General features: G+C 54.5%; 11 protein-coding genes and 2 rRNA genes. 1 reads left to right on the top strand and 12 read right to left on the bottom strand.

Features of this window, described 5'->3' with window-relative positions:
* Positions 1 to 6 precede the first annotated feature (6 nt).
* Positions 7 to 1,488, top strand: coding sequence for a guanosine-5'-triphosphate,3'-diphosphate diphosphatase (gppA, locus tag N2M06_RS01755; RefSeq protein ID WP_346351404.1), 1,482 nt, complete (start codon positions 7 to 9; stop codon positions 1,486 to 1,488).
* A 22-nt stretch (positions 1,489 to 1,510) separates the two neighbouring features.
* Here the strand turns inward: gppA and hemB are convergent, their stop codons facing one another.
* The 12 genes from hemB to N2M06_RS01695 form a co-directional block, all read right to left on the bottom strand.
* Entirely contained in the window at positions 1,511 to 2,524 is a 1,014-nt protein-coding gene (gene hemB, locus N2M06_RS01750) for a porphobilinogen synthase (RefSeq protein WP_019935196.1), read from the bottom strand.
* 2 nt (positions 2,525 to 2,526) lie between these two features.
* Complete coding sequence (tatD, locus tag N2M06_RS01745; RefSeq protein ID WP_346351403.1) at positions 2,527 to 3,312, bottom strand: 3'-5' ssDNA/RNA exonuclease TatD; 786 nt, start codon at positions 3,310 to 3,312, stop codon at positions 2,527 to 2,529.
* The gene (gene tatC / locus N2M06_RS01740) at positions 3,309 to 4,055 is read right to left on the bottom strand and encodes a twin-arginine translocase subunit TatC (RefSeq protein WP_019935198.1); all 747 of its coding nucleotides are present in this window, start codon (positions 4,053 to 4,055) and stop codon (positions 3,309 to 3,311) included. Before tatC ends, tatD begins: the two co-directional genes overlap by 4 nt.
* Positions 4,052 to 4,405 (bottom strand): Sec-independent protein translocase protein TatB, encoded by a 354-nt coding sequence (gene tatB / locus N2M06_RS01735; RefSeq protein WP_317074639.1) that lies wholly within the window; start codon positions 4,403 to 4,405, stop codon positions 4,052 to 4,054. Before tatB ends, tatC begins: the two co-directional genes overlap by 4 nt.
* A gap of 3 nt (positions 4,406 to 4,408) precedes the next feature.
* Positions 4,409 to 4,657, bottom strand: coding sequence for a Sec-independent protein translocase subunit TatA (tatA, locus tag N2M06_RS01730; protein WP_019935200.1), 249 nt, complete (start codon positions 4,655 to 4,657; stop codon positions 4,409 to 4,411).
* Between the two features lie 86 nt (positions 4,658 to 4,743).
* Positions 4,744 to 6,378 (bottom strand): ubiquinone biosynthesis regulatory protein kinase UbiB, encoded by a 1,635-nt coding sequence (gene ubiB, locus N2M06_RS01725; protein ID WP_346351402.1) that lies wholly within the window; start codon positions 6,376 to 6,378, stop codon positions 4,744 to 4,746.
* Positions 6,375 to 6,992, bottom strand: coding sequence for an SCP2 sterol-binding domain-containing protein (locus N2M06_RS01720; RefSeq protein WP_346351401.1), 618 nt, complete (start codon positions 6,990 to 6,992; stop codon positions 6,375 to 6,377). The genes ubiB and N2M06_RS01720 overlap by 4 nt, the downstream gene beginning before the upstream one ends.
* Positions 6,992 to 7,747 (bottom strand): bifunctional demethylmenaquinone methyltransferase/2-methoxy-6-polyprenyl-1,4-benzoquinol methylase UbiE, encoded by a 756-nt coding sequence (ubiE, locus tag N2M06_RS01715; RefSeq protein ID WP_019935203.1) that lies wholly within the window; start codon positions 7,745 to 7,747, stop codon positions 6,992 to 6,994. The genes N2M06_RS01720 and ubiE overlap by 1 nt, the downstream gene beginning before the upstream one ends.
* 58 nt (positions 7,748 to 7,805) lie before the next feature.
* The gene (gene crcB / locus N2M06_RS01710) at positions 7,806 to 8,192 is read right to left on the bottom strand and encodes a fluoride efflux transporter CrcB (protein ID WP_346351400.1); all 387 of its coding nucleotides are present in this window, start codon (positions 8,190 to 8,192) and stop codon (positions 7,806 to 7,808) included.
* A gap of 70 nt (positions 8,193 to 8,262) precedes the next feature.
* The gene (locus N2M06_RS01705) at positions 8,263 to 8,463 is read right to left on the bottom strand and encodes a 2-hydroxymuconate tautomerase family protein (protein WP_019935205.1); all 201 of its coding nucleotides are present in this window, start codon (positions 8,461 to 8,463) and stop codon (positions 8,263 to 8,265) included.
* 332 nt (positions 8,464 to 8,795) lie between these two features.
* Positions 8,796 to 8,910, bottom strand: a 5S ribosomal RNA gene (rrf, locus tag N2M06_RS01700).
* An 86-nt stretch (positions 8,911 to 8,996) separates the two neighbouring features.
* Positions 8,997 to 11,885 (bottom strand): 23S ribosomal RNA (locus N2M06_RS01695).
* Between the last annotated feature and the right edge of the window lie 203 nt (positions 11,886 to 12,088).

Below are 12,088 nucleotides of genomic sequence, written 5' to 3'. Positions count from 1 at the left end.
GCCAGCGTGAAGAACCCGTCTCTGTATGCCGCCATTGACCTGGGCTCCAACAGTTTTCACATGCTGGTGGTGCAACAGGTGGCAGGAGCCAGCCGTACGCTGGCCAAGGTCAAACGCAAAGTACGGCTGGCTGCGGGATTACAGGCGGATGGCAGCCTGGATAACGCTGCCATGGAGCGAGGCTGGGACTGTCTGAAACTGTTTGCCGAACAACTGCAGGATGTGCCCGTCGGTCAGGTGCGCATTGTGGGCACCGCCACATTACGGCTGGCCACCAATATTGGGGTTTTTCTTGAGCAGGCTGAGGCTATTCTCGGCCACCCAGTACAGATTATTTCCGGCGAGGAAGAAGCCGCTACCATTTATCAGGGCGTGGCCTGGACGTCTTCCGGCACCGGCCGCCGTCTGGTTATCGATATTGGCGGAGCCAGTACTGAGCTGATTATTGGTGAGGGGACCTCTGCGGGGTTGCTGAACAGCCTGAATATGGGTTGTGTAACCTGGCTGACGCGTTACTTTCCGGACAATGAGCTGACTCACGACAACTTTCAACAGGCTATTCAGGCAGCCCAGCGTGAGCTGTCGTCGGTGGCGGCCAGCTATCTCAAGCTGGGCTGGCAGCATGCCTTTGGTGCCTCCGGCACGGTACAGGCCATTCAGGAAATCATGATGGCTCAGGGGGAAAACGAACACATTACCCTGACCAAGCTGTACCGGCTGAAAGAGCAGGCCATCGCCTGCGGCAAGGTAGAACAGCTGCAACTGCACGGGCTCAAACCCGAGCGCGCACCAGTATTTGCCTCGGGTCTGGCCATTTTAATTGCTCTGTTCGACACGCTTGGCATTGAACACATGGTGCTGGCGGGCGGTGCCCTGCGGGAAGGGCTTATCTACAGTATGCTGGGCACCCGGCAGGACTGTGACGCCCAGGACAGAACCCTGGACAGTCTGATTGCTCGCTATCAGCTGGACCGGGAGCAGGGCGAACGAGTACGCAACACCGCCCTTATGGCACTGAAACAATTGCAACCCGCCGCCAGCAGTGACGAACATTGCATGCTGGCACGGGCCGCCATGCTGTATGAGCTGGGCCTGTGTATTGAGTACAAGCGTGCCCCGGAGCATGCTGCCTATATTATTCGTCATATTGATCTGCCGGGCTTTACTGCTCCCCAGAAAAGCCTGCTGGCGGCGCTGCTGCTGAATCACAGAGATGAGTTCTACCCTGAGGCACTGACGTCTCAGTGCGCCATCAAGGCTGACAGAGCCATACTGCTGGCTCGTTTGCTGCGCCTGGCCATTATTCTGTGTTTGCGCCGTACTCAGGGCACGGTGCCGGCCTTTCAGTTAAGGCAACAAGGTAACCAACTGACGCTCACCTTACCTGCCGGCTGGTGTAAAGGTCACCATCTGCGGGCCAGTGAGCTGAACACAGAAGCTGAGCGACAAGCGGCCATGGGCTGGCCGCTGCATATAGTGGAAGCATAAAAAAGCGCCTTTCGGCGCTTTTTTATTTATCTTCTTTCAGCCACTGGGCCACCCGCTTGGCAAAGTAGGTCAATATACCATCGGCACCGGCGCGCTTGAAGCACAGCAGTGATTCCATAATGGTTTCCTGCTCCTTGAGCCAGCCATTCTGAATGGCTGCCATGTGCATGGCGTATTCGCCACTGACCTGATAGGCAAAGGTAGGCACACCAAACTGCTCCTTGACCCGGCGTACCACGTCCAGATAGGGCATACCCGGCTTGACCATCACCATGTCGGCCCCTTCTTCAATGTCGTAGGCCACTTCCTGCAGGGCTTCATCAGTATTGGCCGGATCCATCTGGTAAGTGGCCTTATTGCCGCCCTTGAGGTTACCGGCAGAGCCGACGGCATCGCGGAAAGGGCCATAATAGTTGGACGCATACTTGGCGGAGTAGGCCATGATCTGAGTATTGATAAAGCCGTTTGCTTCCAGCGCTTCACGAATGGCACCAATGCGGCCGTCCATCATGTCGGACGGGGCTACCATATCGGCACCCGCGGCAGCATGACTGAGCGCCTGCTTCACCAGCACTTCGGTGGTCACGTCGTTCAGCACATAGCCGTCTTCATCGAGAATGCCGTCCTGACCGTGCACAGTGTAAGGGTCCAGGGCCACGTCGGTCATGATGCCCAGTTCAGGAAAGGCGGCTTTCAGCTCCCGCACCGCTTCCTGCACCAGACCGTTGGGGTTGTATGCTTCTTCTGCCAGCAGGGTTTTCTCGGCAGCATTCACCACCGGGAACAGGGCCAGCAGCGGAATACCAAGTGCCACCAGCTCTTCGGCTTCCTTCAGCAGCAGGTCAATGGACATACGCTCCACTCCGGGCATGGACTCTACCGCCTCACGGCGCTGAATGCCGGGCAGCACAAATACCGGATAGATTAAATCATCCACGGTCAGGGTGTGCTCGCGCACCAGGCGACGGCTGAAATCATGCTTGCGCAGGCGGCGCAGACGGCGGCCCGGAAAGCCACCCATCACTTGTTTGGTCATGTTCACTCCTGAAGTTGAAAAAAGCGCCTGCTGGTCGCGGTGGTTGCCGCAATCAGCTCAGCGGTATGTTCACCCCGGCAGGCGGCAATGCGGCCGGCAATATGGGGCAGGTAGGCGGGTTCGTTGCGGCGGGAGGCCGGCCTGGGGGACAAGTCCCGGGGAATAAGATAAGGGCTGTCGGTTTCAAGCATCAGCCGCTCAGGCGGGATCAGTGATACCAGCCGCTGCAGCTCTCTGCCCCGGCGTTCATCACAAATCCAGCCGGTAATACCAATATGCAGGTCCAGTGCCAGGCAGTCGTTCAGCTCATCCTCGGTGCCGGTAAAGCAGTGCAACACTGCCGCCGGCAGGCGCGCGCGCCAGGGCCCGAGAATGGCCATAAAACGCTCATGGGCATCCCGGCAGTGCATAAACACCGGCAATTGCAACTCGGCTGCCAGGGCCAGCTGAGCCTCAAAGGCCGCCTCCTGCCGGGGCCGGGGCGAAAAATCCCGGTTAAAATCGAGACCACACTCCCCCACGGCTACCACCTGGGGTTGTGTCGCCAGCTCACGCAACTCATTCAGAGTGGTATCGTCAAAGGTTTTGGCATCATGGGGGTGCACCCCGGCGGTGGCATAGCAAAAGCCGGGCCGCTCTGCAGCAAGCTCTGCCACCGCCCGGCTTTCTGTCAGGCTGGTACCGGTCAGAATAAGGCCGGTAACACCGGCAGCATGAGCCCGCTCCAGTACCGCCTCTCTGTCTTTATCGAACTGAGAGCTGGTGAGATTAACGCCAATATCAATCACGGCGTAGTTTCCTGCTCATCGTCTTCTTGCTTACGCACATAGAAGCGCCCGAAGAAAACACCGATTTCAAACAGCAGCCACATGGGAATGGCCAGCAACGTCTGTGAAATAACATCCGGTGGTGTCAGCAACATACCGACAATAAAGACGATCACCACCACATAGGGTCGCTTGGCGGCCAGATCCTTAGGCGTGGTGACGCCGGTCCAGCACAGCAGTATGGTGGCAATAGGAATTTCAAAGGCGATGCCAAAAGCAATAAACAGCCCCAGCACGAAATCCAGATAACTGGCAATATCGGTGGCAATGGTAACCCCTTCCGGTGCCATACTGGTGAAAAAACCAAAGGCCAGCGGAAACACCACAAAGTAGGCAAAGGCCGCACCGGCATAAAACAGCAGAGCACTGGAAAACACCAAAGGGGCTATCAGCCGTTTTTCATGCTTGTACAGGCCCGGCGCAATAAAAGCCCAGACCTGATAAAGCACAATGGGAATGGCCGCAAAAAATGACACTATCAACGTCAGTTTAAGAGGGGTTAAAAACGGCGTGGCCACTCCGGTGGCTATCATGCCCGCCCCTTCCGGCAGTTGCTTGAGTAATGGCGTAGCCAGCAGGCTATAGATATCGTTGGCAAAATAAACCAGCCCCAGAAACACCACCAGCACGGAGGCAAGGGCGCGCAACAGGCGTGTCCTCAGCTCCACCAGGTGGCTGATCAGAGGCTGCTGTGATTCAGTCATTCAGATGGTTTCCGGGGCTCTGTGTTAACGGACTCATCCGCGCTTTGCTCGGGCCGTTTTTCATAAGGCCGGTTAACGGAAGCGGCGGCGTCTTTAAGTTGGTCGATGGACTGCTGCAGCTCGGGGCTGAGATCCTTCATGCCGAGCTGCTCGGCTTTTTTCAGATCCCGGTGCAGCTCTTCCATTTTCAGCTCCTGGGACAGCTCGGTTTTCACCGCATTGGCGGTATCCCGTACTGTTTTAAACATGCGGGACACGGTGCGAATAGCAACAGGCAGGCGCTCGGGTCCCAGCACCAACAACCCGATCACGGAAATCACCACCAGTTCCCAAAAACCGATATCGAACATGACTTATACCCGATCTTTATCTTTGGCTTTGTCCTGCTCGTTCTGTGGCTCCGCCTGCTCTTTCTTGTCGGCCAGCTTCTGCTGCTCGAAGTCGGCGTCTTTCTTATCCTGATCTTCGTCGCTCATGGCTTTCTTAAAGCCCTTTACTGCCGAGCCCAGGTCACTTCCCATGCCACGCAACTTTTTGGTTCCAAACAGCAGTACCACAATAAGTACCACGATAAGCAGTTGCCAGATACTGATTCCACCCATAACTCACGTTTCCTTTGCAAACAGATAATGATAAAAGGCCATTATATTGCAGGTATATGACGAATATTTGATACCGGATCAAACTATCATGCTATTCGCCGCCATCCCAGCCACCATACAACCAAAGTCAGCACCATGCCAGACAGAGCCAGCCGGCTTTCATCCATGCCCAGTAACAGGGTGCTGGCCAGCAGGGTGGAGACACCCATGGCCAGCAAAAAACGGCCCTGCCCCTGACGTTTATCATGAGTAGCGTAGCGCTCATACAGGCCGTTCATCTGCCGCTGCTGAAACTTGGCCTGCCGCAAAGCGTCATAAACCAGTTCCGGAATTTCCGGCAGTTTTTCCGCCCAGTAAGGTGCATTTTCCTTAACCCCATTGATCACCGCTTTGTAACCCACCTGCTTCTGCATCCAGTCTTCCAGAAACGGTTTGGCAGTTTTCCACAGATCCAGCTGCGGATAAAGCTGCCGCCCGACTCCTTCTACATAGAGCAGGGTTTTCTGCAGCAGCACCAGCTGGGGCTGCACCGCCATATTAAAGCGGCGGGCGGTGTTAAACAGATTCAGCAGCACATGGCCAAAAGAGATCTCTGACAGGGGCTTTTCAAAAATGGGCTCGAGCACGGTACGAATGGCCGACTCGAATTCTTCCACCTTGGTGTCAGCAGGCACCCAGCCCGACTCCACATGCAGCTCGGCTACCTTACGGTAGTCACGGTTAAAAAAGGCCAGAAAGTTCTCTGCCAGATAGCGTTTGTCGTCCCGGTTCAGGGTACCGACAATGCCGCAGTCAATACCAATCCACTGCGGGTCTTGCGGGTGCTCATAAGACACGAAAATATTGCCAGGGTGCATATCGGCATGAAAAAAGCTGTCCCGGAATACCTGGGTGAAGAACACCTCAACGCCTCGCTCCGCCAGCAGCTGCATATTGGTGCCGTTAGCTTCCAGGGCTGCAATATCGGATACCGGTATACCATAGATACGTTCCATCACCAGTACATTTTCATGACAGTAACTGGAGTAGATCTCGGGCACATAGAGAGTACGGGAGCCTTCAAAGTTACGGCGCAACTGAATGGCGTTGGCCCCTTCACGCAGCAGGTTAAGCTCATCAAGCAGGGTTTTGCGGTATTCCTCTACTACTTCTACCGGCCGCAGCCGGCTGCTGCGCTCGGGCACCAGCCGCGCGATTAAGCTGGCCATGGAATGCATCAGGCTGACATCAGCCTCTATCGTGCGCTCAATGCCCGGACGAATCACCTTGATCACGATATCCTGACCGGTTTTCAGCCGGGCGGTATGCACCTGGGCAATGGAAGCCGATGCCAGGGGCTTTTCGTCAAAGTCATCAAACAAAGTTTCAATGGGCTGACGCAGGCTGTGTTCAATCTGCTGGCGGGCCAGTTTGCCATCAAAGGGCGGGACCCTGTCTTGCAGCATGGCCAGCTCTTCAGCAATGTCCGGCGGCAGCAGATCACGCCGCGTGGAAAGCATCTGGCCAAACTTGATAAACACCGGCCCCAGACTTTCCAGCGCGAGACGAATACGTTTACCCCGGGATAAGTCCGGATGCTTGTTCTTGAGCCAGAACAGGCTTTTGCGAGCCATACGAGCCGGCCAGATCTGCAGCCGGGCCGGAATCAGCTCATCCAGGCCGTAGTCAAACAGAGTACAGCCAATCTGGTAGAGACGGCGCAGCTCCCGCAGTTTTCTCATGAATGGGTCACCTTGTCGGTCAGTGTCGCCAGGCGTCCCTGCAGGCGGTTCAATCGTTTGCTTAACTCGTCCACTTCATCACCAAAGTCGGCCAGCTCCAGTGGCCCCACCGCCAGCCGGGCTTCTTCCCGTACAAAGTCACCAAGATGCAGCCGGGCTTCGATAACGTGCTGTTGTAAAGCCAGTCTGGTCTCACGGCCATGGCGACAAATCAGGTGCGCCAGTACATCACCGGTATAGGGCACCAGCATTTCTTCGATATCAACAGGGTTATCCCGCAGTACACTACTCAAATCCTGCCAGGGTTGCGGATCCCCCTGCAGATCGATATGACCATCGCGTATGTACTGCATCAACAGCCCTCTGTCTTTTAGCAGACCAAGCGCGCTGAGAGAGAGACTGAGGTGGCTGTCGACCGGGCCTTCATACTTGCCCAGCAACTCCAGGCGATCTCCGGTAAACAACAGGTAAAAGCTGGTCAGCTCGGTCACCGTAAGCTGCAATGCTTTACCATGCAAAGATTTCAGCTTTTGTGCACTGCCGGAGCTTTGCAGCATCCGGTTAATAGCCGTTTCCAGAGTGCCGTTCAATAGCGGTAACAGCAAAGCCTTCATCAGAACTTGAACCCGCGATGCAGCGCCACTACGCCGTCGGTGAGATTAAAATACTCCACCTGCTCCAGGCCGGCCTCTTCCATCATGTGCTTGAGGGTTTCCTGATCCGGATGCATACGAATCGACTCGGCCAGGTATTGATAGCTTTCGCTGTCCTGAGCCACCAGTGCACCCATTTTTGGCAACACATTAAAGGAGTAGAAGTCGTACAACTTGCTCATGATCTCATGCTGAGGCTTGGAGAACTCCAGTACCAGCAGGCGGCCGCCGGGCTTGAGCACTCGCTGCATGGACGCCAGCGCTTTATCCTTGTTGGTGACATTGCGCAGGCCAAAAGCGATAGTGATCAGGTCAAAGTGATTATCCGGAAAAGGCAACGCCTCGGCGTTGGCCTGCACATAGGCAATATTGCTGCCCAGGCCTTTGTTGCGCAGCTTGTCGCGGCCCACCTTAAGCATGGAGTCATTAATATCGGCCAGTACCACCTGACCCTGATCACCTACCATGCGGGAGAACTTGGCGGTCAGATCACCAGTGCCACCAGCCAGATCCAGCACCTTGTGGCCCGGGCGTACGCCGGAGCAATCAATAGTAAAGCGCTTCCACAGGCGGTGAATGCCAAAAGACATCAAATCGTTCATCACATCATATTTGGCTGCCACCGAGTGGAATACGCTGGCCACCATCTGCTCTTTTTCATCGGCATTTACGGTCTGGTAACCGAAATGGGTCGTCGACTTGTGCTGTTCTGACATTCTCAAGACACCTGTAAAAATCGAAGTAAGCCAGTGTACTGCAAATGCACCGGCCGGACTAACGGGAAGCCAGCAGGCTTTGAGTGATCTGCATTCCTACAAAGGTAAATATCATACAGCAAACCACATTGAGGCACACATTCAGACCGGCCTTAAACCATTGTCCGTGCTCAAATAGCAGAAGCGAATCAAGAGAAAAAGAAGAAAAGGTGGTCAGCGCACCCAGCATGCCTACCATCATAAAGGGACGCCAGGTGTGAACATTAAGCGCCTGCTGCTGCACCAGTATAAAAAAGATGCCTATCAGCAAAGAGCCTGTCAGATTAACGGTGAGAGTTCCAAACGGAAAAGAACGACCAAGCCAGCGACTCATCAGCTCGGTAATAACAAAGCGCAGTGCGGCACCCACAGCACCGCCAAAAGCCACAAATAACAGGGTTTTCATGATCAACCGGCGTAAAGTAACATCACATCAGTTTACGCCGGCCGAAATCAAAAACCTATGGCCGAATGGCTCAGGCTTGACGTTCCCGCTTGGCCCGAACGGACTCACCAGCCACACCAAAGTCCTGAGTGGCGATATCCTGCAGCAGAATACGTACGGTTTCCGGCTTTACATCCAGAGCGCGTACACAGGCATCAGTCACTTCCTTGATCAGGGCTTCCTTCTGCTCATTGCTGCGACCTTCGATCAGGGCAATATTAAGAATCGGCATGATTTTTCCTTTATATGTTCGAAAAACGAGCCGGTATTAGAGTAAAAAATGTGAACTGAGTCAAATTTGGTGGAAAATAAGCAGAAACGAAAAAAGCCCTTCACATCAGTGAAGGGCTTTCGGTATTGGGTGCCTGGCAGTGGCCCGTCCCCTCGCAGAGCTCGGGTCGCTCAGCGCTGAAAAGGCGGTGCCTTTTCCGGGCGCGCTTCGCCCTACTTTCACAGCAAAGAGGTCGCTGCGCTCCGCTGGGTTTACCTTTGCCATGTGAAAGGTGTTGACCGTAGAAATGGAAAAAGCCCGATACAAACGTATCGGGCTTTTCGGTATTGGGTGCCTGGCAGTGACCTACTTTCACATGGCAGCTGCCACACTATCATCGGCGCGGTTGCGTTTCACTGCTGAGTTCGGCATGGAGTCAGGTGGTTCCACAACGCTATGGCCGCCAGGCATTAAACTTGAATTCGGAAAAAGCGTTATTTTAATGAAGAATTCGTAGTCTCGACCTGCAAGGCCTCACACTTCTTGGGTGTTGTATGGTTAAGCCGCACGGGTCATTAGTACAGGTTAGCTGCACGCCTCACAGCGCTTCCACACCCTGCCTATCAACGTCCTGGTCTCGGACGGCCCTTTAGAGGTATCAAGTACCTAGGGATGACTCATCTCGAGGCTCGCTTCCCGCTTAGATGCTTTCAGCGGTTATCGATTCCGAACTTAGCTACCGGGCAGTGCCACTGGCGTGACAACCCGAACACCAGAGGTTCGTCCACTCCGGTCCTCTCGTACTAGGAGCAGCCCCTCTCAATCATCCAACGCCCACGGCAGATAGGGACCGAACTGTCTCACGACGTTCTGAACCCAGCTCGCGTACCACTTTAAATGGCGAACAGCCATACCCTTGGGACCGACTTCAGCCCCAGGATGTGATGAGCCGACATCGAGGTGCCAAACACCGCCGTCGATATGAACTCTTGGGCGGTATCAGCCTGTTATCCCCGGAGTACCTTTTATCCGTTGAGCGATGGCCCTTCCATTCAGAACCACCGGATCACTATGACCTGCTTTCGCACCTGCTCGACGTGTCTGTCTCGCAGTTAAGCTGGCTTATGCCATTGCACTAACCGTACGATGTCCGACCGTACTTAGCCAACCTTCGTGCTCCTCCGTTACACTTTGGGAGGAGACCGCCCCAGTCAAACTACCCACCAGGCACTGTCCTCATCCCCGATAAGGGGACCAAGTTAGAACATCAAACATACAAGGGTGGTATTTCAAGGATGGCTCCACGGCAACTGGCGTCACCGCTTCACAGCCTCCCACCTATCCTACACATGTAGGGTCAATGTTCAGTGCCAAGCTATAGTAAAGGTTCACGGGGTCTTTCCGTCTAGCCGCGGGTACACCGCATCTTCACGGCGATTTCAATTTCACTGAGTCTCGGGTGGAGACAGCGTGGCCATGGTTACACCATTCGTGCAGGTCGGAACTTACCCGACAAGGAATTTCGCTACCTTAGGACCGTTATAGTTACGGCCGCCGTTTACCGGGGCTTCGATCAAGAGCTTCACCTTACGGCTAACCCCATCAATTAACCTTCCGGCACCGGGCAGGTGTCACACCCTATACGTCCTCTTGCGAGTTAGCAGAGTGCTGTGTTTTTGATAAACAGTCCCAGCCACCTGGTCACTGCGACTGGCTCAGGCTCCATCCGCGAAGGACTTCACCCGCTCCAGCGTACCTTCTCCCGAAGTTACGGTACTATTTTGCCTAGTTCCTTCACCCGAGTTCTCTCAAGCGCCTTGGTATTCTCTACCCGACCACCTGTGTCGGTTTGGGGTACGGTTCACACACATCTGAAGCTTAGAGGCTTTTCCTGGAAGCAGGGCATCAATGACTTCGGTACCGTAGTACCTTCGTCTCGGGTCTCAGCGTTGCAACTCCGGATTTACCTAAAGTCACCGCCTACGCCCTTTCACCAGGACAACCAACGCCTGGCCCATCTAGCCTTCTCCGTCCCCCCATCGCAATGTGTGTCAGTACGGGAATATTAACCCGTTTCCCATCGACTACGCCTTTCGGCCTCGCCTTAGGGGCCGACTCACCCTGCCCCGATTAACGTTGGACAGGAACCCTTGGTCTTCCGGCGAGGAGGTTTTTCACCCCCTTTATCGTTACTCATGTCAGCATTCGCACTTCTGATATCTCCAGCATGCTTCACAACACACCTTCGCAGACTTACAGAACGCTCCCCTACCACTCACGCAAAGCGTGAATCCGCGGCTTCGGTGCCTGGTTTTAGCCCCGTTACATCTTCCGCGCAGGCCGACTCGACCAGTGAGCTATTACGCTTTCTTTAAATGATGGCTGCTTCTAAGCCAACATCCTGGCTGTCTGAGCCTTCCCACTTCGTTTCCCACTTAACCAGAACTTGGGGACCTTAGCCGGCGGTCTGGGTTGTTTCCCTCTTCACGACGGACGTTAGCACCCGCCGTGTGTCTCCCGGATAGTACTTACTGGTATTCGGAGTTTGCATGGGGTTGGTAAGTCGGGATGACCCCCTAGCCCAAACAGTGCTCTACCCCCAGTAGTATTCGTCCGAGGCGCTACCTAAATAGCTTTCGGGGAGAACCAGCTATCTCCCGGTTTGATTGGCCTTTCACCCCCAGCCACAAGTCATCCCCTAATTTTGCAACATTAGTGGGTTCGGTCCTCCAGTTGATGTTACTCAACCTTCAACCTGCTCATGGCTAGATCACCGGGTTTCGGGTCTACTCCTAGCAACTATTCGCCCAGTTAAGACTCGGTTTCCCTACGGCTCCCCTATACGGTTAACCTTGCTACTAAAAGTAAGTCGCTGACCCATTATACAAAAGGTACGCAGTCACCCTCGAAGGGCTTCCACTGCTTGTACGTACACGGTTTCAGGTTCTATTTCACTCCCCTCACAGGGGTTCTTTTCGCCTTTCCCTCACGGTACTGGTTCACTATCGGTCAGTCAGGAGTATTTAGCCTTGGAGGATGGTCCCCCCATGTTCAGACAGGATATCACGTGTCCCGTCCTACTCGATTTCACAACAAGAGCGGTTTGGTGTACGGGGCTATCACCCTGTATTGCCGGCCTTTCCAGGACCGTTCCACTACCGCTAATGCTGCTTAAGGGCTGGTCCCCGTTCGCTCGCCGCTACTAGGGGAATCTCGGTTGATTTCTTTTCCTCGGGGTACTTAGATGTTTCAGTTCTCCCGGTTCGCCTCGCTGTGCTATGTATTCACACAGCGATACTCTACAAAGTAGAGTGGGTTTCCCCATTCGGACATCACGGGCTCAAGCGCTTCTTACCAGCTCACCCGTGCTTAACGCAGGTTAGCACGTCCTTCATCGCCTCTGACTGCCAAGGCATCCACCGTGCACGCTTAGTCACTTAACCATACAACCCCAAAAAGTTTCCTGTCAGTCCGTAGGACTGGCGGGGAACTGCCTTGATGGTCGCATTGCATCAGTGACTGATGCTTACAACATTGTTTCGCCAAGAAGTTCCAAGACACTTGCAGTATCAAGAACTACTTTTATTCATCAGCTTTTTCCGAATTGTTAAAGAGCAGAGTGGTTAAACTCTAAGCTAGTGGCTTT

The organism is Oceanimonas sp. AH20CE76, from assembly GCF_039654065.1.
In the GTDB taxonomy this organism is placed as follows: Bacteria; Pseudomonadota; Gammaproteobacteria; order Enterobacterales; family Aeromonadaceae; genus Oceanimonas; species Oceanimonas smirnovii.
This window is presented reverse-complemented; position numbering and strand designations above follow the sequence as displayed.

Bases quoted from the DNA above. Each gene is read 5' to 3' on its own strand.
- hemB (WP_019935196.1), bottom strand. From the start codon at position 2,524: ATGACCAAACAAGTGATGGGTGGCTTTCCGGGCCGCCGTCTGCGCCGC.
- tatC (WP_019935198.1), bottom strand. From the start codon at position 4,055: ATGACTGAATCACAGCAGCCTCTGATCAGCCACCTGGTGGAGCTGAGG.
- tatB (WP_317074639.1), bottom strand. From the start codon at position 4,405: ATGTTCGATATCGGTTTTTGGGAACTGGTGGTGATTTCCGTGATCGGG.
- tatA (WP_019935200.1), bottom strand. From the start codon at position 4,657: ATGGGTGGAATCAGTATCTGGCAACTGCTTATCGTGGTACTTATTGTG.
- ubiB (WP_346351402.1), bottom strand. From the start codon at position 6,378: ATGAGAAAACTGCGGGAGCTGCGCCGTCTCTACCAGATTGGCTGTACT.
- N2M06_RS01720 (WP_346351401.1), bottom strand. From the start codon at position 6,992: ATGAAGGCTTTGCTGTTACCGCTATTGAACGGCACTCTGGAAACGGCT.
- ubiE (WP_019935203.1), bottom strand. From the start codon at position 7,747: ATGTCAGAACAGCACAAGTCGACGACCCATTTCGGTTACCAGACCGTA.
- crcB (WP_346351400.1), bottom strand. From the start codon at position 8,192: ATGAAAACCCTGTTATTTGTGGCTTTTGGCGGTGCTGTGGGTGCCGCA.
- N2M06_RS01705 (WP_019935205.1), bottom strand. From the start codon at position 8,463: ATGCCGATTCTTAATATTGCCCTGATCGAAGGTCGCAGCAATGAGCAG.